Here is a 20391-nt window from a genome sequence, read left to right on the forward strand (position 1 = left end):
GCGTCGACGCTCATGGTGCCGCCGGGGAAATCGGGGACAGCCAACGTGCAGGTGATCGTCGGACGGTCCCGGGAATATGTGGCCTGGACGCCCGCCGCAGGCGTGCTGGAGTGGGCTGCGATCAGCGGCGCGGCGCAGCGGCACCGTTCTGGATCAGCAGCGCGCCGGCGACCGCGGCCACACCACCGAGGAGACCTGGAAGCCGTCGTTCATAGATGATCCTCTCCTCATCGCCGGTTCAGCGCCCTTGACTGTAAGCACGCTCCGCTTCATACGAGCTTCAACCGGCTGCCGTTGGGCCACCGAGACTGGCCGGGAGCCCACCGCAGACGAGGTAGTTCGCTAGGTACTGCCGCTGAGCTATCTGATCATTCGCCGGTCCTTGGCCACGACGACGCCGCCACGGTAGGCCCCGCCCGACTGCGTGAGCGTGCCCGCCGGTCCCGCCACCAACCACTCGGACATACCTCCCCCGAACCCTAATCAACACGTCCGAGGGGTAACCGACAGGCGCACCCGCCAGCCTCCCACCTCGCCAGTACGGGCTGGTCGGCCAGGCCTTCCTGCGTGGTCCTCGAAGCCCTGGCCGAACCTGGCGCGCCCGTATCGGATTGGTCAGTCGTCGTGGGGTTTGCTGAACTCTTCGATCAGCACGGGATACTGTTGCCCGCCGTGTCCGGCGGCGATCGAGCGGTCGGCCATCGCTTTGATCAACTTTGGCAGTTCGGCGTTGACGCCCACCGCCTCGCTCTCCTCGATCAGGTGTGCCATCGCCCGCGCGTCGGTTTCCAGGGCCGACACCTCGGGCGGGAACGAGCCGCGGTCGATCTGCTCGGCATACCCAGGCAGCCATTCGGCGACGCCGGTGGCGATCTGCTGCGCGAACGGCGCGTACGCGGCGGCGTCGACACCGGCGGTCGCGAGCAGGGCGGTGCCCTGGAGCCAGGCGTTGAGGACGCTCCACATCATGGCCAGGCCGGCCACGTCGTACAGGGACGCCAGCCCAGGGTCCGCACCGAGATAGGTGGTGGTGCCGAGCGCGCCGAGCGTCGACTTGTGTGCTTCGAAGTCCGACCGCGGTCCGCTGTGCAGAATCACCGCCTCGGCGGTCCCGACCGTCGACGGGATGGCCATGATGGCGCCGTCCAGGTAGCGGGCGCCGCGCTGCTCGGCCCAGTGGGCGGCTTCCCGGGCCTGGGTCGAGTCGCCCGAGGTCAGGTTGATCAACATCGTGCCGTCCAGCTCGACCTCGCTCGCGCCGAGCAGCTCGTGCATGGCCTGGTAGTCGGTGACGCAGACGATCGTCAGGGAGCCTGCCTTGAGCGCGTCGGCGATCGTCGGCGCCGACCGCGCACCGTCGGCCACCAGTTGGTCGGCCTTGGAGGTCGTACGGTTCCATACGGTTGTCGGGTGCCCGGCTTTCAGGAACGCGCGGGCGAGTGCCTGGCCCATCAGCCCGAGTCCGATGACTGTCACGGGTGTATCGCTGTTGTTCATGGCAGCATCGTCAACGTTGATACCGGTGTGAAGGTCAAGCGAGGTTTCGATGAGGATCGGGGAACTGAGTCGTCGGACGGGCGTCAACGCCCATCAGTTGCGCTACTACGAGGCCCAGGGCTTGCTGGAGGCAGACCGTCGCGCGAACGGTTACCGCGAGTACGACGAGACCGCCGTGCTGCGGGTGAAGCAGATTCGGCACCTGCTCGGCGCCGGTCTGTCCTCCGAGGACATCGCGTACCTGCTGCCCTGCGCGGTCGGCGAGGCACCGGAACTGATCGGATGCCCCGAACTGCTCGCCGCGATGCGAGAACGACTGCATCGACTGGAGGGCCAAATGAGCAGGCTCGCGCAGTCCCGCGACGCTCTCGCCGACTACATCGACGCGGCCGAGCGACTGGGCAGGCAGAGCTATCCACCGTTCGACGAGGTAGACGCGGAGCCCGTCCTTTCTCCGTGAAATCGCGCTGTTGCGGGAACACGGCCGTGTGGTGCCGGTGGAACTGTCGGGTGGAGTGGCCGCTTGGGCGGTGATCAGCGATGCTCACCCAGCTGGTGGGGGTCCGTGGGTAGCGAAGGACGCCAAGTGGCACTGGCCGCTCTACAGTGACCGGTTGCCGGACGACGCGTCGTGGTTTCGGCCGTGGGTGGGGATGAGCAACCTGCTCACCTCGTACGGGGCCGACCACCGGCGGCTGCGCAGGATGCTCACGCCGGCGTTCACGGCGCGGCGCACCCGCGGCGATGGCTCCCAGGGTGGCAGTAATCATTGGAGATCTGCTCGATGCGCTGGCCGGGCACCCGACGGGTGCGGTGGTGGATCTGCGGAACATGCCGGTGCCACTTCGGCTTCCAGCAAGCCTTGACTTTCATGGCGTACCAACGCCGACGGAAAGGTCGGAAGAAACTGACGACCTTGATGTGTTGGCCAATTGCCATCAGCGGAGTGGCCGAGGTATCCCATGGTGTGTGAAAGGCGAAGTTTCGATGAAGCCGGCGACCTATAACATCCACGGGATCGGTGGAGTTGCCACCGCGGGGCCCGCGCCTTCTCTGCCGAGCGGCGGCACTGCAGGAGTGGACGGAGCGCGAATTGAGTATCGAGTTGCGCGGGGAGACCGTCGTGCTGGCTCCGGTCGCCGAGGCGCATGTCCCGGAGTTGCGGCGGATCGTCTCCACCGTCGAGGTCAGGGAGCGCTGGGGTAGCGTGGACGGTTCACCCACCTGGCCCTTCGATGAGCCCGGTGTGGTGTGCTTCGCGGTCCTTGAGGATGGCGTAGTGCGCGGTCTGGTGCAGTACGGGGAGGAAGCGGATCCGATGTACCGGCACGCGTCGGTCGACGTGTTCCTCGACCCGGTGGCGCACGGCCGTGGGCTTGGCATGGACACCGTCCGCACAATGGCCCGCCACCTCGTCCATGACCGCGGGCATCACCGGCTGGTGATCGATCCCGCAGCGGACAACGCCGCCGCGATCCGTTGCTACAAGGCGGTCGGCTTCCGCGAGGTCGGGATCATGCGCCGCTACGAGCGCGACACCGAGGGCGGTGGTTGGCACGACGGACTGCTGATGGATCTGCTTGCCGAAGACCTCACATAGCGGGTCGGTGCGGCGTGGTCACCGCGCCCACTTCGCCTGTCCCAGGATCAAATCTCGTTCGGCTTTGTGAGGTGGCCACGAGGACAGCCGCGAGTACGCGGCACGAGGCGTCCGGGCCACCCTTCACGGCGATCTATGCACTTGGCTTGGCGGCCTTTGCCGAGGCGCGAGCCTGCGCACGGAGGATGGAGTCAGGAAGAGCCGTTCAGCAACTCTGGGTGAAGTTGCGCTTTCCGTCAGTCGGTCAGCCGCCGTGACGGTAGGGATTCCCCATCTAACAGTTTCTCGCAAATGACTCGCGCATTAACTTGGAGCGAATACCTTTTGACTATTCGCAACGAGCATCCAATGATACCCGTTGCTAAATCAATACCACGCGAATTGAAATGGCGCCAATCATTGACCAAGGGGAGTATTGATCGTTATTTTCGTTTCGACCAGCCACATCTGGCCATGATTTCACAGGAGCGAAAACATGTCCAGAACTCGTCGTCAAGCGGCAATCGGCGCGACTTTGACCGCCGTGGCCGCCTCGTCATTGCTACTGTCCCCTGCCACGGCTTCGGCCGACACTGCGGGAGTTACCGCCTGGGAGTGCCAGGGACGCTTTGGATGCCTCTACGAGGACGCTGGAGGACAGACGTCCCGCTATGAGCTCTACGACTGCGGCACCAAGTACCTGCCTGCCGAATGGAAGTACCGCGTATCCTCGATTCAGACGAGGTCCAAGCCGGTGCGTCTCTACAAGAACGATGGAGTGATCGGGGACTTCGCCCCCAACGTGCGGCGCGACCTGTACCGCGGCGACAACGACCTGGCGGTCAGGTACAGCATCCCCTGCTGACGGGCCACCTCAGACACCTTTACTGCCCGCTGGCCGAATTTTGAGTGGATCACCTGGGGATCGAATGTCCAGCGGCGTGGATAAGAGCCCGCAACCCAAGGAAGGACTCGCCCAGAATAATCCCGGCGGTATCGGCAGGCCACTAGAGTTGCTTGCGGAGCCTAGCCCTGAATTCGACGAATGTGCCCTGGTCGCGGACTGCAGCTGCGACCAGGGCAACGCCCTGTCTACCCGGAAGTGATCCAGGCGGGCCGCTGGCCCGTTGCTCCGGCCACGGCGTCGGCGGCAGACCCGGCACCGCCCTCGTCCTGCCGCTCTCGCCACGCCGCCGCAGCGCATGGGAGCGGCGTATCAGCTGAGCGCTGGCCAGGGTGAGCTGGCGCGACTCGGCCCGTCGTAGGGCGGTTCGGCGCCGGGTCCCGGCGGCGTGCAGCACCGCGGCGGCGGTGCGGGCTCGCGCCTCGGCGTTCGTGCTGGTGTGGGAGCGGGGGCTGGTTTCGCGTGTGTGACATCCGACCGACGGCACCTCGCCCGCGACGGCGCCGAAACCCGGCAAGCCAGGCCCCGGAGGCCCACCTGGTTCCAAGAACCGCAGATCAGCCGTACGTTACGATTCGGAAAACCGTCAAACGCGACCTCACCATGGCCGGCAACTGGAGTAATCATCGGATGCCGAGCCACCGCGCCACCCAATGGGCGGGTAAGCGATGCTGTGCGGATGCAGGGTGACGGGGAGACACCGCACAGTGAAACCACCACGATGCTGAAGGCCGCGACCGCGCTGATCGACTCGGCCGCCCCGGAGGACATCGTCGGCGTGCTGGCCGTGGTGCGGAACGGGCTGATCGCCGCACGCCGGTGCGGCCTCGCCGCTGCGGGCGAGGCGCGCTGGACCTCCCGGCACCGTAACGCCGAGGCCGTCGAGTTCGCGATGGCCGAACAACTGGTGAGGGCACCGGCACTGGCGGCTCAGGAGATCGTGCTGGCCGATCCGCCCGATGTCACCGAACATTTGCGCGGGCCAGCCGCCGACGCCGCGGTCGAGGCGATCACCGGCTTCAGCCGGTCCGCCGAGCAGGCGTTACGCACCGCCGCGGACCACACCCCAGAATGGGCGGACCGCAGGGTGTGCCGGCACTGCACCGCCCTGGTCCGCGAGCTTCGGGAAGCGTGGGACGGGCAGCACCCCAGCTATCAGCTCCGGCCGGCCGAGTGACACCAACTCGGCAGCGAAGCGCGTTACGGGGCCAGGCCGTTCACCGCGACCGTGATGAACGGGTACCGCGGCGCCCCGCACGGTCGCCGGGCGCGCGCGGGTGATCGTCGATCTCGCGCTCGCCGAAGACGGTTCGAGCGGTGGGTTCGTCAAGGACAAAGGCCCGGTGCCGCGGTAGTTTAGTCCACAATGGACGCAATACCGTCGAGGATGCGTTCGAGTCCGAAGTCGAAGGCGCACGAGGATTGGTCCGCAGCGCTGTCGTCGTACCCACCGTCGTTCCAGACCTGCACGATCGTCGGGTGCTTGGCGGCGTCGAAGTACTTCTCCCAGAACGAGGACCGCCGCCGCCACCAGGTGTCCTCGGTCTCACCGGTGAGCTGCTCCAGCCGCGCGTGCCCGGCTTCCACTCCCGCCGCGGACTCGACGAACCCGGCCACCGCGTTCGCCGCCGCGGCCAGGTCGCGCGGGGCCAGCCCGAGATTCGCCATGGTGGACAGCAGATATTCGTTGCCAGCCATCATCCCCGGCCCGAGGCTCGGCCGGACCGTGGACACCTCCTGCATCCACGGATGGCGCCGGTACATCGCGCGCGTGCGCTCGGCGTAGAGGCGCACCTGGTCCCGCCAGTCGTCCGGGCGCGGTTCCCCCGGTCCCGGGAACGCGCGCCTGCGGAGGACGACGTCCAGCATGAGGTCGATGAGCTCCTCTTTGGACGGCACGTAGGTGTAGAGCGTCATCGTGCCGACGCCGAGTTCTTTCGCGACGCGGTGCATCGAAGCCGCGGCCATGCCCTCCGCGTCCGCGAGCTTCACCGCGGCGTCGACCACGTCGTCGATCGTGAACCGGGGTTTGCGGCCGCGCGCGGGCTCGACTGGCCCGGCATCGCGGTCGCGCCAGAGCAGGGCGAGCGTCCGGTCCGGGTCTCCTCCGCCGCTGTGTTCCATGGGCACAGCGGCGATCCTACATTCCCGTATGCTGTACGATTAAATTTAGGCGTACGGCATACGACAAAAGGAAGAGCATGACGATTCTGGTGACCGGGGCGACCGCCAGCGTGGGCAGGCTGGTCGTCGACGAGCTGGTGGCGGCCGGCGCGAAGGTGCGCGCGCTGACCGTGAACCCGCAACGCGCGGCGCTGCCCGACGGCGTGGAGGTGGCGAAGGGCTACCTCGGCAAACCGCACACCCTCCCGGCCGCGCTGGAGGGCATCGACACCGTGTACCTCGCCCCGCTCGCGGATACCGTCGAGGAGTTCACCCGCCACGCGAAGGAGGCCGGGGTGCGGCGGGTCGTCGCGCTCAGCGGCATCAACGCCGACGACGACCCGGTCCCCGGTTCCAGCGGGCCCGGCTACCACGCCGTCGAGAAAGCGGTGGAGGCCGCGGGGTTCGACTGGACGTTCGTGCGGCCGGGCGCGTTCATGACCAACACGCTGGGATGGGCACACTCGATCCGCGCCGAGAACGTCGTGCGGGCACCCTACGGCGCGGCGATGGTCAACCCGATCGACCTCGCGGACATCGCGGCCGTCGCGGCAAAGGCGATCGAGGACGAGGGCTACACCGGGCAGAAACTCGACATCACCGGACCGGGCGCGATCAGCCAGTTCGACCAGGTGAAAGCCATCGGCGCAGCGCTGGGCCGGGAAATCCGATTCGAGGAACTGACCCATGCCGAAGCGAAGGCCCAGTACACCCAGTGGGGTCTCGGCGAGGACACGGCGGAATGGCTCGTCGGCGGGTTCGCCGCCGCGGTCGACCACCCCGAGCACACGACGCCGACGGTCGAGCGCGTCCTGGGCCGCACGGCGCGAACCTACGCGCAGTGGGCCGAGGCCAACGTGGACCAGTTCCGCTGATCAGACGGTGGCGATCCCGGTGCGCACCCGGCCGTGCGAGCGGTGCGCACCGGCGCCGATACGATTGCCGCGTGATCGGCGACCAGTCCTTCTCCTCCTTCAGCCGCTGAATGTCGTTCAACGCATCGATCACCGGACCGTAGCGGCAGAAGGACAACCCTGGTTTGAAGCTCGTCCAGCGGCTGGCTGACTTCTTCAAGGTTGATGTGACCTACCTGGCCAAGGACGAGATCCCTGTCGACGATCTTCCGCAATACCTTCTCGATCAGCCCAGCGTCGCAGATCGGCTCAACACCCTGTTCCAGCGAGTACGTCCGACTCCGGGTGCTCCGCCTTACACCACTGCGGAGGTCGCCGCCATCATCGGGGTAGCCGCCGACCAGATCCACCGGGTACGCGAGGGCATCGAGGACGATCCCGGAGTCAAGTTGCTACAGTCTTTAGCCGCATTCTTCCGGGTACCTGCCGATTATCTGACCGGCAACGATCCGGCGCTCGTCGCTCGGATCGACGAACAGTTAGCCTTCCTCGACGAGTGGCTACCGATCGCCGCGCGCGGTGGCTTGTCGTCGCCGGTGCTGGATGGTGACTCCTCACTGCGGATGATGGCGTCGATCTTCCGCCATGTGCGACAGCACGAAGCCGATCGGGCCGACCGGCGCCCCGGTGACGGCTCCACGTCTGCGGAGCACCGCTCGTGACTACGTCGAATCTCGTATCGAGCACGTGGGCCGGGGTGTCTTGGCCTCGGCACAGCTGTGCCGAACGCACCGTGACGGTCCTATTCTGGCGGCCCGCGCACAACCCACCGAGCCACCGCGGTGTCGTGTCACGCCGCTGCAGGCGTGAAATGGTCGGATCGAGTAGATGGTGGGCGCCTCTCCGGAGACTCGCATCGGCTGCCCAGGTGCGCTGGAAAAGCCCAAGGAGATCGAGATGCCTTTCACTTCACGCCGCCGCGTGACGACGGCCGTGAGAGGTTTGCTGGCCAGTGTGCCCATAGACGCCGATCTGACCGCATTCATGGCTCGGGTGGCTGATTGGCGCCGGCGTTCAGTGGTACTAGTCCCGTTCCGTGCGGTCCTGCCCGACGATGTACCGACGTTTTCGGGTTTGTGGGTCAAGGCGCCAAGCTTCGACTGCGTCGTCTACGACGACACGGCCGCACCGATGACTCAGCGACATTCGGTGTTTCATGAACTCGGGCACATGCTGTTGGGCCATCTGTCGGAGGGCGATCTTGAGGAGGTCCAGTTCCGCCTGATGTGTCGAATGCTGCCGGATCTCGATCCCGAATTCATCCGCGCCACTATTCGAGCCGGACTCTGCCGATCCACCTGTGGCGGCCAGGACAGCTACGCACCTGCCCAGGAACGCGAAGCCGAAGAGTTCGCGACTGAACTGGCCTTGCGCGCCTCGTCGGCGGACTTGATTCACCCGGTCCGGCCAATCGCACCGTCCGACCGCGCGGTCATCGACCGGTTCACCTCGACGCTGGGCCCTACGCCAAGGCGCGGCCGATGAACTGGTTCGTACCGCTCCTCCTCAGCGCCCTGACCGCGTTGATCGCGGTGATCATCAATCTGCACAAAGTCATCCAGCGGGGACAGACTCGGGCATTGCACGCCTTCACGGCCGGGGCGTTCCTGGCACTGCTGTCTTCGACGATACGCCTCCCCGTCGTCTCAGCCCTGCTGGTCGTCGACGGAATCGACCTGACCTGGCTGGCCACGATCGTCCTCGGCTGGCTGTGCATGTACTTCATGCTGTGCATGGTCCACTACACGCTCGACGACGGAGACAAGTCCGCGCGGCAGATAGCCCGGCACCGAGCGGTGCTGGTCGTCGCGCTCATCGTGTTGACCACCCTCTTCTTTCTGGCACAGCCGGAATATGCGCGGGACTTCAGCTACAGCCCGCAGGACAGGTATTATGGCGGGCGGTCCGGCGGACAGCCTCCTCGGCCCGCTGACCTGGCTGTTCCAGGGCGTCTACCAGCTGTACCCGTTGCAGGCCTTGGTACGAACCAACCTGAGATGGGCACGGAAGGCCTCGTCTATCCGCTGGCTGTCCATCGCCCTGCGCGTGTATTCATCCGGCGCACTGATCTCGCTCATGGTCGAGCTGCACGTAATCGCCTACCAGCTCGCGCTCCTCGTGCCCGGCCTGGGACCGCCGCCCTGGCCGCAGGCGATCGTGGAGACCTGGCCCCTGAGCGTCGCGGGGGCGTTCACGATGACCGGCCTCGCGGCGACCGGGCTGTACTCGCTGTTGGCCAACAGTCCCCGTCTGCAACAGGTGCGGGACACGGGTCGCCGCGCCCAGCTGTGGTGGCAGTACTACCGCACCGATCGCCGCCTATACCGGCTGTGGAGAGCACTTCGGCAGGTGCTGCCCGCCAACGCTCCCTACCCACCTAGATCCCGGATGACCGACGCGCTGCGGGTACGGGCGACTTACCACCTCTACCAGCGCCTGATCGAGCTTCGTGACTTCCAGCGATCATTGCGCGTGTTCACCCCGGCAGATGTGGACAATCTGTCTAGCTCGCTGTGTTACGAGCGAGGTCTGGCCCCCGACGATCTCGCAGCGGTGACTGAGGCAGCAGCGCTCGCAGTGGGATGCCATTTCATCAGATGAACAAGGCGACGTCGACACCATATGCTGCGCCGACGCTCGGTCATGCCGACGTTGACATGGCCAACGAGGCTCGATGGTGGCTACGGGTTGCCCAGGCATACTTCACCTCGCCCATCGTCGCCGAGGTGCTCGACCACACAATCCACGCAAGTGATCACGCTACGACGCCTCAGCGGGCATCCGCAACGGCGAAGGAGGGAACGACAGCCCCATGAAGGTCCTGGTAGTGGGCGGAACCGGGTTCATCGGACACCACATCGTCCGTGAGTTGCTGGCACACGAGCACAACGTCACGGTGCTGGTCCGCACCACGCCCACAAACCTCCCCGCCGCAGTAACCGTGCACACCGGCGACCTCAACGACCTGTCCGAGGAGAGACTCGATGCGATCGTTGCTGATCACAAGGGCATCGTCGTCGCATCGGCCGCCGCCGTGTACGCACCACGCGACACGAATATCACCACGTTCTTCCACAACGCCAACGTCGCCCCGGTCGCCAGGCTGCTGGCCGCCGGGCGTCGCGCGCACTGCGACCGCGCCGTGATCCTCGGCAGCTTCTACGCCACACTGCAACGCGAACACCCGGCACTCCGCCTCGCCGAACTCAGTCCTTACATTGCGAGCAGAATCGAACAAGCCGAAAACGCGCGCGACGCAGCCGGCGCAGAAATCTCCGTGGCCGTCCTCGAACTCCCCTACGTCGCGGGCACAACTCCAGGTCGGCAGTCACCTCTCGAGCCTCTGCTGCACAGCATGACCGTCGGTAACATCGGGCTGTTGGCCTACCCCGGCACCACAGCCGTCGTCACTGTCACACAGGCCGCACAAGCCGCCGTCGCGGCGCTGGACCGTCGCGCCAACGGCAACTACCCGATCGTCACCACGAACGTTCCATGGGCGGACCTGCTTACCCGCCTCGCATCCGCGACAGGCCGCGCTCCCAAACGCATCTGGAGGCTCCACCCCCGAGCCGTCAAGCTACTGATCCGCATGGAAGACCTCCGCCAACGCCGACGAGGGCTCAGCATCGGTTTCGACCCAACGCAATGGAGCAATCTGCACACCAGCGCAATGGCCCTCGACCCGGACATCGCCCGCACGGAACTGGGCATCAAACCTGACGACCTTGATCTGGCCCTCAGACACGCCGCGCCGACATCACAAGCCACCACGGAGCTAAGCTGATGTCATGGTCTCACGCGCGATGTCGTGGAGATGTCCTGCATGACATCGTGTTGAGATTCGTTCCGGCGCAGGTACTTTCACACGCTGTCGGTGAGGATCTCGGCGATGACGTGGCGGGAGTTGGCGGCCAGTGCCGGGTTCGTGTGCTGGTAGTACGGCAGCTGGATCAGCGAGATCGACAGGGCCCAACCTCGGCCGCGGTGCCAGGTGTCGTCGTCGGCTCCCAGTGCCTCGCGGAATGCCGGGCGGGCGAACGCGGGCAGCAGGTTCCACGCGACGATGAGGTCCACGGTGGGGTCGCCGACGCCAGCAATGCTCCAGTCGATCACGGCAGTGAGGCGGCCGTCGTGGACCAGCAGGTTGCCGGGCGACAGGTCCGCGTGCGTCCAGGCGCGCCGACCGGACCACGCTGGAAGGCGCAATGCGTCCTGCCACACCGCGGTCACCGCGGCGGTGTCGATGAGCCCCTCCGACGCGGCAATCGCCGCCCTGGTCGGCTTGTCGCGCGTGGCCAGCGGCACACCACGGCTTGATGACGGGGCACCGGCCGGGTCGACCCGCCGCAGCGCGGTGATGAAGGCCGCGAGATCCGCGGCCAGTTGCTCGGGTGAGGCGAGGTCGTCCACGGCCGGGTTGGCGCCCGGCAGCCACCGGCATACCGTCCACGGGTACGGATAGCCCTCCCCCGGCCCGCCGCACGCGACCGGCGTCGGCATCGCGACCGGCAGGTGCGGCGCCAGCAGCGGCACCCACTTCTGTTCCGCCGCAACACCTTTCGCCGCACCCGGGATGCGGGGAAGCCGCACAGCCAACTCGGCCCCCAGCCGGAACATCGCGTTGTCCGTGCCCGACGACGCCATCGGCTCGATCGGCAAGTCGGCCCAGGCCGGGAACTGTCCGGCCACCAACCGGCCCACGAGCGCCTCGTCGATGTCCACCTCGTCCGCATGCATCCTCACGGTGACGATCATCCGCAGGCCGTCAACCGAGATACGGCACAAGAGACAAGATGCCAGCGCGATGGCAAATGGGCCTGTGCTGAGCTCAGGGCCGAGCTACCAAATCCACATCGTATGCGTGTCGGTCTCGGACAGCCGCCCAAACCGGTGCCCCCTGTCTCCTTCTCGGTCAATCTTCTCGGCGATCAGACAAGTGCTGGTTGGGTGTCTGTGCGCGGAGGGTGGCGCGTGCGCGGTCGAGTAGGTCTGCGGCGTTGCCGCCGAGGGCGTAGCGGGCCGCGTCGAGCGCCCCGATGGCCGCGGCCAGCGGGTCGGGATTGGTGGCGCGGTGCAGGGTCATCCACATCCAGTGGTGTTGCCCGTGCCCGCGCAACTGGGAAGTGCGGGCCAGGGTGTCCGCCTCCGGCCCCAGCCGACGAGCGGCGAGGCTGTCCGTGACCGCGGGATTCTCGGCAAGCCCGACGTGGACGGCGGCCTCGGTCGCGGCCTGCCAGGCCAACTCCCGCAGGGCCTGCTCGGGCAGGAACGCGAGCAGGTCGGTGTCTTCGCCGAGCGGTCCGTGCCCGGCGAATCGCCGAGCACCATCCGGCAGCCGCGCCTCGGGGTACAGTTCGGGCAAGTAGGGCAGGATCCGGTAACCCACATCGGCCTCCACAAGCCGGTCCAAGTCTTCTGGGCGCAGGCGCAGCCCAGTGAACCGCTCCACGGCCACCAGGCCCTTTTCCACCCGATCGCGGTAGTTGCCCAGATCGAGCCCATCAAGCGCCGCCCGCACCTCGGGATCGTCGACGGGTTCGTCCTGCCCGAGCTCGAACCCAGCCAGAACGGCACCGTCGCGAGCGAAGGACAGCCGGGTCACGGCGTTGACGTTCCAAAACATGCTCGCCGTCCGCCCCAGCCGCGACAACGGTTCCAGCACCGGCCGGTACGACCCCTGGTAGCCGTTGAACTCCACCGCGAGCACCTTGTCCCCGACACGCAGCACGGACACCCACGGATCGATATCCATCTGCTCGGCCAACTCCCGCGCGGACACCGGGACGGCCGGATCGGCGCCGAACCCACGCAGCACCTCCTCAGGCGAGCCCGCCGCGACAGCGGTGACCGTCGCCGCGTCCGAAAGCCAACTCTTGCGAACCCACCGATAGCCCACCTGCGGCGGGATGTCGGTCGCGGGCACGGGTTCCCCGCGCAGGCGGTGCCCCAACCGGTCACCGCGCTTGTGCACGACCTCCGGCCCCGCGGGTGCGGCCCACACCACCAGTTCGTAGCGCTCATCCTCCTCACCATCCCGGCCACACGCGTGCACCCGCACCCGATAATCACCAGGCCAGGGCGGGGTTAGCTCACGCAAGGAACCAGTGACAGCCTCGCCGGGCCCGCGGACCGAGGCGAAACCCTGTGCCGCGGTCCAGCTGACCTCGACCACCTCGTCCCACCACTCCAACTCCACGGTGTCCGGCGGGTCAGCCAGCACCCGCACGTGCACCGCAAGGTGCCCCTCCGCCACACCGGTGCGGACCACCACCCCACCGGGCACCACCTCGACCAGCCCGTTACGGGAGAACTCCACCACACCGGGGAACGCGCCCTCGACCAACGCGAACCGGTGATCAGTCACGGCAACCGAACCCGCCGACGACCGCGGCAACAGGTACTCCGCCCGACGCTTGGCCAGCAACGCGCCTGCATAAGCCGGTGGCATCGGCAACCCGCGCAACAGCGCCACAGCCGCACCCAGCGCGGCGCCGACCACCACCGGCGGCTCGGCCCCCAGCAACGGCACCTGAACCTGCCGCAACACCACCGCCGCGGTCACCACAGCCAACGCGAGATGCACCGCCCCATGCCGCGCCGCGATCGCGGCCTCATCGCCGAGTTCCGGCACCGGGGCCTTCAGCAACGGGGCCACCACCTCATGCCGGGCCAACTCCGCGACCAGCGCGGCGATCACCCCGGTGATCCCCGGACGCAACCGGTCGAGCGTGCTCACCGCATGCAGCGTCTCCCCACCCGAACCACCCATCATGACCAGGCTGAACCCATGCGGGTTCTCTTCCGGGCCGACGTAGTCCCGCATCACCTGCGGAATGTCCAACGGCAGCACCGGCACGGTCAGCTCAAGCGCCCCGAGGAGTCGTTCGGCACGGACCTCCCCCAGCCACCGCAGATGACTGACCACCACCGACTCCCCCGGCTCCCGCCACGGCCGAGCCGGGACCGGACCGAACCCAGCATCGAACCGATCCGCGACAGCTTCCGGAGCACCCAGCCTGCCCAGCGCGGCCGCAGGACCATACGGAACCCGCTCAAGCACCACCGGAAACACCCCGGCAACCGCCCCCGCCACCGCATCCACCAACCCAGCCGGCAACTCCACGCGCGCCTCCTCCACCGGGACCTCCGATCCACCGACGCCGCCGGCAACCTCGGACACCCGACGCACGATCCGGCCGTGATCGCTCATACTTCGTACCTCCCCCGTTACGCACTCTAGGAGGCCCAACGTATCCGACATCGAGGGACCGTCTGATGCGCCGAACCGCTCGCCCCGACCGATCCGCGTACCCGGTGGCGGGTGTTGTACCTGCCGGAGATAGAGCTGACGCACGAGGATGCGATGACCGCGCTGGAGGCGGCCGATCTGGTGTTCGAGGTCGAGGTCGAGGGCGAGGGCGAGGGCGATGCCGCCTACCGACATGTCGAGCGCGACGACAAGGTGGTGCGGACCGACACCACCCGGGGTCGCGAGGACTTCGTCGCCGCGGTGTTGACGCAAGGTCGCCTCGTGCAGGCCGCGCTGTGGCAGCCGGGCCGGGCCGCGCACACTGTCGCTTCGCAGACGAAGTGCGCGTCCTCACGCGACCTGGCGGTGTAGTGGCACGTTCTCAACGTATGTGGCGGGCACGGCGATCGGGAGGTCAGCGCGATGAGCAACCGCGAGAACGAACGAGGAGCGACATTGCACGTGATGACGACCTACGACGCGACAGGCAACGAAGTGGCGACCGTCTGCCAATGCTGGTTCGGACGCTCACACCTTGGTGAAGCGCTACCTGGCCAGCCGGTAGTCGGCGCGGCGATCAGCGCCGGAGATCTGACGACCGCCATGCCAGGTCACGAAACTTGGTCAGCTGCTGATGGGTGCGCATGCGGCTACGCCTGCCCGTCGATCGAGGACTGGCAAGCGCACGTTCAATCGCTCTAGAAATCCGCCAGATCACCTGAGAAGGAGTTGACGTTGCGGGCTCGTGGTCTGCCTGTCGCCACCGGGTAACTGGTCGGACACTCCTGTCCCTGTCAGCAGTTTCGCCGAACGCTCCGGAAGTTGAGCCACCGCTGAGCGACAACCCGACCAGGTGTAGCGCGGTAATGGGTTTAACGATGGCCGTATTCGAGTACTGGGTCCGCGCCACCACCCCAACACGGCCCTCTTCATGCCCATCGGCGTGCTGCAATCGCGCGGGTCGCACCGGGTGCCTGGGTGAAGGTCCTCCAGTTGAGCGTCGTAGTTTCAGCGCCCTAGCGTTCCGATTGTGAGGAGCGGGCGATGAAGTCGGAGAGGTGCAAGTCGAGTAGCTGATCGGATATCGCTGGGTCGATGCCGAGCAGGGTTGCCAGTGCTGTTGCGGCGTCGAACCGGCTCGAGCACGAAGATACCGTTTCAGCCACTTCGGCCGGGCGCTGTCGTGCTTGGGCGATTGCGTCTTGCATGGCTTGCCAGCGTGAAGACGGGTTCATGAAGGCAGGACTTTCAGTGCTGAGGAAGGCAGGCCGGGCGACCGGCGGGTTGTCGACGTGCCGGACGCCGGGACTGCCCGCGAATTATGGGCCGGCAACGTACGACAGCGTGCGACCACCGACCAGACGACGGCACATTTCGTGCTGCTCTGGCGTCGCAGCCCCTGCTCGTGATACTGGTTCGCCGCCGCATCGGCCCTGCGTCGCGTATTCCTTGACAGGATCTGGGCTCGGGACGGGCCACCCAGTCGTTCAAGGGCGAGCATGCTCGTTGCCCCCCTTCGGGCGGTGTCGGTGATCGGGCTTCGGCCACAGTGCGACACCGAGCGGGCTTGATTCCACAACGCGATGCGGCGTGTTCGGGGCCGAACTGGTGCACAGTGCACCGGCGATTCTTCGGGGCAGCGGTCGCCTTCCTGGGCACTCCGGACACTCGGCCGGCTCGCCTCGGCATGCGAGACGGGCTCGGCCTGTGCAACATGCACCGCTTTTCCGTGAATCGTGATGGGAATTGATGTGGAACGTCGCATGCTTCGGAGCGCACGGTGGAGGCCCTTCCGGTCGGCGAGCGAGCAAGCGCCGGCCCGAGCCATCAGCCGGTCGCGTCGGGCGGGGCGGTGCGGACTTGAACGCGGAGTTCGAGACGTGCCAAACCGCCCGGTATCTGTCGGATTCACAAGTTGGTGAGGTTGTCCTCCGATGCAGAATGCTGTTTCCCTGCTGGGGCTTGGCCGCATGGGCTCCGCGCTGGCACGGCTTTTCGTCGAACGCGGCTGCGCGGCGACGGTGTGGAATCGCACCGCTGCCAAGACCGTGCCACTGGCGGAACTCGGCGCGCGGGTCGCGCCGACCGCGGGGGCAGCCGTGCAGGCGAATCCCACCAGCATCGTGTGCGTCGATCGCTACGCGCAGGTCAAGAACCTCTTGTCCGAGCCGAAAAGTCGCGGCGTTTTGGCTGGACGGACCATTGTCAATCTGACGTGGGGCACGCCGGAGGAAGCCTGGGACCTGCGTTCGTGGGTCGTCGAGGGCGGAGCGCAGTACCTCGACGGAGCAATTCTCGACTATCCGTCTGAAATGGGCACGGGCCGGTCGGTGATTCTCTATGCGGGAGAACGCGCCGTGTTCGACGTGTGCGAGCCGTTGCTGTCGCTGATGGCGGAGCCCCGATACGGAGGTGCCGATCCGGCCTGGCCCAATGCTCTCGGCAGCGCCGTGGTCCCGTTCCTCGGCGGTGCTGTCGGCGGCTTCCTCGAGGGCGCGGCTTATGCTCACGAGTTCCAGGTGAGTCCGCGCGATGTCATGGAGTTGCTGATCGACCGGATCGACGTCTGCCGCCGGGCGCTGGTGGATGCGGTCGAACAGATCGAAGCCGGAGATCACGCGACCGAGCAGGCATCGGCGAAGACATTCTTCGAAGCGGCTCAAGCAGTGTGCGCGTCCGTCGACGAGGTCGGCCACCAAGGGCTCGTGATGTCCGCGTTCTGCGAGCTGCTGGAGCCGCTTCTCGTTGCGGGTAAGGGCGACTTGGCTGTTTCCGCCGTGTATGACCAATTGTGCGCCAGGTACCAGTCCTCTTCGGACAGTTGCTCCGTCCGCTGACCCGGCGGGTCGCCGGAGCCGCACGGCCCGCACCTGCCGCGGAACCCGAATCCCACGCCGCCGTGTGGCGGTGTCCTGCCGGAAGGTTTTGCCATGACTTCTGATCTTCTCCACTGCTTCGCCGACGGCGTGTACCGACTGACGTTGAATCGCCCGCATCGACTCAACGCGCTTAGCGACGCGATGCTCGACTCGTTGCACGAGCGGATCCTGGCGGTTCCCGCTAATGCTGTCGCGATCGTCATCCGCGGCGAAGGGCGTGCGTTCTGCAGCGGTCACGATCTGAAGGCCGCCGCGTCGGCGGGCCCGCTCAACACGGTCACCGCGCGTGCTGTCGCCGAGCGCATGCAACGCGTCGCGACCGCGATGCGCGACTGCCGGACGCCGATCATCACGCAGGTGCGAGGGTACGCGATCGGCGGCGGCGCCGAGATCGCGTTGAGCGGCGACATCGTCGTCGCGTCCAACGATGCGGTGTTCCAGTTCACCGAGGCCGCGGTGGGACGCGTGGTGACCAATGGATTCACGAATCTCCTGCCGCGGACCGTCGGACCCGTGCGCGCCAAACAACTGCTGCTGCTCGGACGGCCGCTTCCGGCGCCGGAAGCGCTGGACTGGGGGCTGCTCACCGAGGTTCACCCGCTCGACCGCCTCGACAACGCGGTCGAGGAAGCCGTCGCGGAATTGCGCGGGAAGTCCGCTTGGGCCTTGGGCGCGGGGAAGACACTCGTCAACCAGGGGCTGCAGGCGAGCTTCGAGTCGTCCATCGAATTCGAGATCGGCGCGGCGATCGAGGCGGAACTCGGCCCGGACGCCGCGCACGGCGCCACCGAATTCGCCGGCGACTGAGCTTTTCACCCACTACTGATCGGAGAACAAGAACCGATGCCAGTCAGCAATGCCCTCGCCGCGTCCGACATCGGCCGCGGGATTTTCGACCTCGCCGGGCGGCGGATCCTGGTGACCGGGGCCTCGAAGGGGCTCGGCCGCGAGCTTGCCGTGGGCCTGGCCGCCTTCGGCGCGCGGGTCGCCTGCGTGGCGCGCAACGAGAAGGGGCTCGCCGAAACCGCGGAACTGATCAGCGCCGCGGGAGGACCGGAGGCCGCGGTGCGTTCGGCGGACTTGCGCGACTCCAGCGCCATTCAGCAAACGGTCGATTCGGTGACCGCGGAATTGGGCGGGCTGGACGTGCTGGTGAACAACGCGGCCGACGACCACGATTCGCCGATCGAAGACACGTCGCTGGAGACCTGGCAGCGGGTCGTCGACCTCAACGCCAGGTCGGTGTGGTTGCTTTCCAAGGCCGCCGGTCCGTATCTGCGCGAGTCGGGCGGGTACGGAAAAGTCATCAATGTCGCGTCTGTGATGGGCACCGTCGGCGTGCGCGACAACACCGCATACGTCATGTCGAAGCACGCGATCATCGGCCTGACGAAGGCACTGGCCGTGGAATGGGCCCGCAAGGGTGTGCAGGTCAACGCCCTGTGCCCGGGGTTCGTCGTCACCGACATGACCACCCACATGCATGCCGACGAAACGGGCAGCCGGTGGGTGACCAGGCAGACCCCGATGGGCCGCTGGGGCGAGACGACCGACTTCGTCGGCAGCGCGGTGTTCCTGTCTTCGCGAGCTTCCGACTTCATGACCGGCCAAGCCTTGGTGGTCGACGGCGGATACACCACCCAGTAGCGATCTCTGAACCCGACTCCAGGAGGAACACATGGCGGAACCGACCGTGCGCCTCGCGCCTGCCGCGCCGAAGTACACGTTCGACAACGGGCCGATGCTCGTCGAACTGCGAACCGGAGGAAAGGGCCTCTCCCATCTGGGCGGCGGCATCATCCGGTTCGACGACGGCGGCAAGACGGAACCGTGGCGGTTGCCGTACGAGGAAATCGTCGGCGTCATCGAGGGCGAACTGGTTCTCCACGCCGACGGCGTCGACCCCGTCGTGGTCCCGGCAGGTGAAATGGCGACCCTCCCGAAGGGAGCCACGGTCGTCTACGAAGGCGCTCCGGGCACCCGCGCCTTCTACGCCTTGACCCCGTCCGACTGGTTCAAGCAGTACCCGCACGGCCTGCCGGACACCGGCGTCTGAGCAGAGAGACAGGAGAGGCGAATCATGAAGGTGACAGCGGCAGTCTTCGAGGGCGTCGGCCAGGATCTCGTCGTCCAGGAACTCGAACTCGAAGAACCCAAAGCAGGCGAGGTGCTGGTCCGCCTGGCCGCCAGCGGCGTGTGCCACAGCGACTACCACGTGGTGAAGGGCGAGTGGGCGGCGACCGGCCCGCTCGTGCTGGGGCACGAGGGCGCCGGGGTCGTCGAACAGGTCGGCCCGGGCGTTACCCATGTCGAAGCAGGCGATCACGTCGTGCTGTCCTGGGTTCCCTACTGCGGCCGCTGCGAGTACTGCCTCGCCGGGCGACCCGGGCTGTGCCAGCAGGTTCAGCAGACGGCGTACGAAAACGTGATGGCGGACGGCACTTCGCGGCTGTCCCGTGCCGAGGGCACCGTGTACAGCTACCTCACCGCCGGGTCGTTCGCCGACCGGGTGGTCGTTCCCGCGACCGGGGCGGTGCGCGTCCGCAAAGACGCTCCGCTCGACCGGGTAGCGCTGATCGGCTGCGCCGTCGCCACCGGAGTGGGAGCCGTGACGAACACCGCCAACGTGCGGCCCGGCGACAGCGTGCTCATCGTCGGGTGCGGCGGGGTCGGGCTGTCGGCGGTGATGGGCGCGGCGCTGGTTTCCGCCGCGGAGATCATCGCTGTCGATCTCAACGACGACGCGCTGGACCGGGCAACGGCGCTGGGTGCCACCGCGACGATCAACGCGGGTCGCGAGTCAGTCCCCGACCGGGTCCGCGAACTGGTGGGCGAGGACGGCGTCGACTGGGCGTTCGAGGTGATCGGGCTCAAGGAGACTCTCGAAACGGCCTACGCCCTCGTCAAGCCGGGCGGGACCGCCGTGGTCGTCGGACAGTCCGCGGAAGGAGTGCGGATCGAACTCGATCCGATGCTGATGTCCGACCGGGAGAAGTCCCTGATCGGCAGCAACTACGGCTCCTGCCATCCCGCCCGGGATTTCCCGCGGCTGGTCGAGCTGTACATGAAGGGCAAGCTCGACCTGGACCAGCTGATCTCGGGCCGGGGCACGATCCACGACATCAATGACGCGTTCGCCGCCATGGGCCGGCGAGAGGCGGGCCGAACGATCATCGTCCACTGATCGGAGTGGGTTCCCCGGA

21 protein-coding genes are annotated in these 20391 nt (G+C 67.0%); 16 read left to right on the forward strand and 5 right to left on the reverse strand.

All coding sequences use genetic code 11. The features are described 5' to 3' along the window. Positions 1-615 precede the first annotated feature (615 nt). The gene (locus FXO23_RS26090) at positions 616-1497 is read right to left on the reverse strand and encodes an NAD(P)-dependent oxidoreductase (protein WP_158888074.1); all 882 of its coding nucleotides are present in this window, start codon (positions 1495-1497) and stop codon (positions 616-618) included. Positions 1498-1546: 49 nt separating this feature from the next. Here FXO23_RS26090 and FXO23_RS26095 point away from each other — a divergent pair, with 49 nt between their 5' ends. From FXO23_RS26095 to FXO23_RS26110, 4 genes are all read left to right on the forward strand, one after another. Next, entirely contained in the window at positions 1547-1957 is a 411-nt protein-coding gene (locus FXO23_RS26095; protein WP_158888075.1) for a MerR family transcriptional regulator, read from the forward strand. A 639-nt stretch (positions 1958-2596) separates the two neighbouring features. Then, a complete protein-coding gene (locus FXO23_RS26100) occupies positions 2597-3097 on the forward strand; it encodes a GNAT family N-acetyltransferase (protein ID WP_158888163.1) in 501 nt (166 codons plus the stop codon). A gap of 475 nt (positions 3098-3572) precedes the next feature. After that, a complete protein-coding gene (locus FXO23_RS26105) occupies positions 3573-3941 on the forward strand; it encodes a hypothetical protein (protein WP_158888076.1) in 369 nt (122 codons plus the stop codon). 718 nt (positions 3942-4659) lie between these two features. Then, entirely contained in the window at positions 4660-5157 is a 498-nt protein-coding gene (locus tag FXO23_RS26110; protein WP_158888077.1) for a hypothetical protein, read from the forward strand. A 179-nt stretch (positions 5158-5336) separates the two neighbouring features. On the opposite strand, the gene FXO23_RS26115 is transcribed toward FXO23_RS26110, so the two are convergent. Beyond that, positions 5337-6104, reverse strand: a complete 768-nt coding sequence (locus FXO23_RS26115; protein ID WP_343034514.1) for a TetR/AcrR family transcriptional regulator — start codon at positions 6102-6104, stop codon at positions 5337-5339. 77 nt (positions 6105-6181) lie between these two features. On the opposite strand from FXO23_RS26115, the gene FXO23_RS26120 reads away from it, so the two are divergent. The 3 genes from FXO23_RS26120 (at position 6182) to FXO23_RS26130 (ending at position 8542) form a co-directional block, all read left to right on the forward strand. After that, on the forward strand, positions 6182-7018 hold the full coding sequence (locus tag FXO23_RS26120; RefSeq protein ID WP_158888079.1) for an NAD(P)H-binding protein: 837 nt from the start codon (positions 6182-6184) through the stop codon (positions 7016-7018). A gap of 164 nt (positions 7019-7182) precedes the next feature. Beyond that, complete coding sequence (locus FXO23_RS26125) at positions 7183-7719, forward strand: helix-turn-helix domain-containing protein (protein ID WP_158888080.1); 537 nt, start codon at positions 7183-7185, stop codon at positions 7717-7719. A 166-nt stretch (positions 7720-7885) separates the two neighbouring features. Continuing rightward, complete coding sequence (locus FXO23_RS26130) at positions 7886-8542, forward strand: ImmA/IrrE family metallo-endopeptidase (RefSeq protein WP_158888081.1); 657 nt, start codon at positions 7886-7888, stop codon at positions 8540-8542. Here FXO23_RS26130 and FXO23_RS26135 read toward each other — a convergent pair. Further along, positions 8520-8783: a hypothetical protein gene (locus FXO23_RS26135; protein WP_158888082.1), complete on the reverse strand. Its 264-nt coding sequence runs from the start codon at positions 8781-8783 to the stop codon at positions 8520-8522. The two genes, FXO23_RS26130 and FXO23_RS26135, sit on opposite strands and share 23 nt — an antisense overlap. Before the next feature lie 167 nt (positions 8784-8950). Between FXO23_RS26135 and FXO23_RS26140 the strand changes: the two genes are divergently transcribed. Beyond that, a complete protein-coding gene (locus tag FXO23_RS26140) occupies positions 8951-9658 on the forward strand; it encodes a DUF6545 domain-containing protein (RefSeq protein ID WP_158888083.1) in 708 nt (235 codons plus the stop codon). Positions 9659-9869: 211 nt separating this feature from the next. Beyond that, positions 9870-10844 carry an NAD-dependent epimerase/dehydratase family protein gene (locus FXO23_RS26145; RefSeq protein ID WP_158888084.1) on the forward strand — a complete coding sequence of 325 codons (975 nt, stop codon included), beginning with the start codon at positions 9870-9872 and terminating at the stop codon, positions 10842-10844. A 77-nt stretch (positions 10845-10921) separates the two neighbouring features. Here the strand turns inward: FXO23_RS26145 and FXO23_RS26150 are convergent, their stop codons facing one another. Both FXO23_RS26150 and FXO23_RS26155 read right to left on the reverse strand, forming a co-directional pair. Next, on the reverse strand, positions 10922-11815 hold the full coding sequence (locus tag FXO23_RS26150) for an aminoglycoside phosphotransferase family protein (RefSeq protein ID WP_246257816.1): 894 nt from the start codon (positions 11813-11815) through the stop codon (positions 10922-10924). Positions 11816-11972: 157 nt separating this feature from the next. Continuing rightward, complete coding sequence (locus FXO23_RS26155; RefSeq protein WP_246257818.1) at positions 11973-13985, reverse strand: DUF6461 domain-containing protein; 2013 nt, start codon at positions 13983-13985, stop codon at positions 11973-11975. Between the two features lie 438 nt (positions 13986-14423). Between FXO23_RS26155 and FXO23_RS26160 the strand changes: the two genes are divergently transcribed. The 7 genes from FXO23_RS26160 to FXO23_RS26190 all read left to right on the forward strand — a co-directional run bounded on the left by FXO23_RS26160 (position 14424) and on the right by FXO23_RS26190 (position 20372). Beyond that, complete coding sequence (locus FXO23_RS26160; protein ID WP_218952163.1) at positions 14424-14681, forward strand: hypothetical protein; 258 nt, start codon at positions 14424-14426, stop codon at positions 14679-14681. Positions 14682-14732: 51 nt separating this feature from the next. Continuing rightward, positions 14733-15011, forward strand: a complete 279-nt coding sequence (locus tag FXO23_RS26165) for a hypothetical protein (protein WP_158888086.1) — start codon at positions 14733-14735, stop codon at positions 15009-15011. A gap of 1232 nt (positions 15012-16243) precedes the next feature. Further along, positions 16244-17146: an NAD(P)-dependent oxidoreductase gene (locus tag FXO23_RS26170; protein WP_158888087.1), complete on the forward strand. Its 903-nt coding sequence runs from the start codon at positions 16244-16246 to the stop codon at positions 17144-17146. Positions 17147-17239: 93 nt separating this feature from the next. Then, entirely contained in the window at positions 17240-17995 is a 756-nt protein-coding gene (locus tag FXO23_RS26175) for an enoyl-CoA hydratase/isomerase family protein (RefSeq protein WP_158888088.1), read from the forward strand. A 36-nt stretch (positions 17996-18031) separates the two neighbouring features. Further along, positions 18032-18835 carry an SDR family NAD(P)-dependent oxidoreductase gene (locus FXO23_RS26180; protein WP_158888089.1) on the forward strand — a complete coding sequence of 268 codons (804 nt, stop codon included), beginning with the start codon at positions 18032-18034 and terminating at the stop codon, positions 18833-18835. Between the two features lie 31 nt (positions 18836-18866). Further along, on the forward strand, positions 18867-19244 hold the full coding sequence (locus FXO23_RS26185) for a hypothetical protein (RefSeq protein WP_158888090.1): 378 nt from the start codon (positions 18867-18869) through the stop codon (positions 19242-19244). 24 nt (positions 19245-19268) lie between these two features. Further along, entirely contained in the window at positions 19269-20372 is a 1104-nt protein-coding gene (locus FXO23_RS26190) for a Zn-dependent alcohol dehydrogenase (RefSeq protein WP_158888091.1), read from the forward strand. The last annotated feature ends 19 nt before the right edge of the window (positions 20373-20391 follow it).

This window comes from Amycolatopsis anabasis, from assembly GCF_009765355.1.
Lineage (GTDB): Bacteria > Actinomycetota > Actinomycetes > Mycobacteriales > Pseudonocardiaceae > Amycolatopsis > Amycolatopsis anabasis.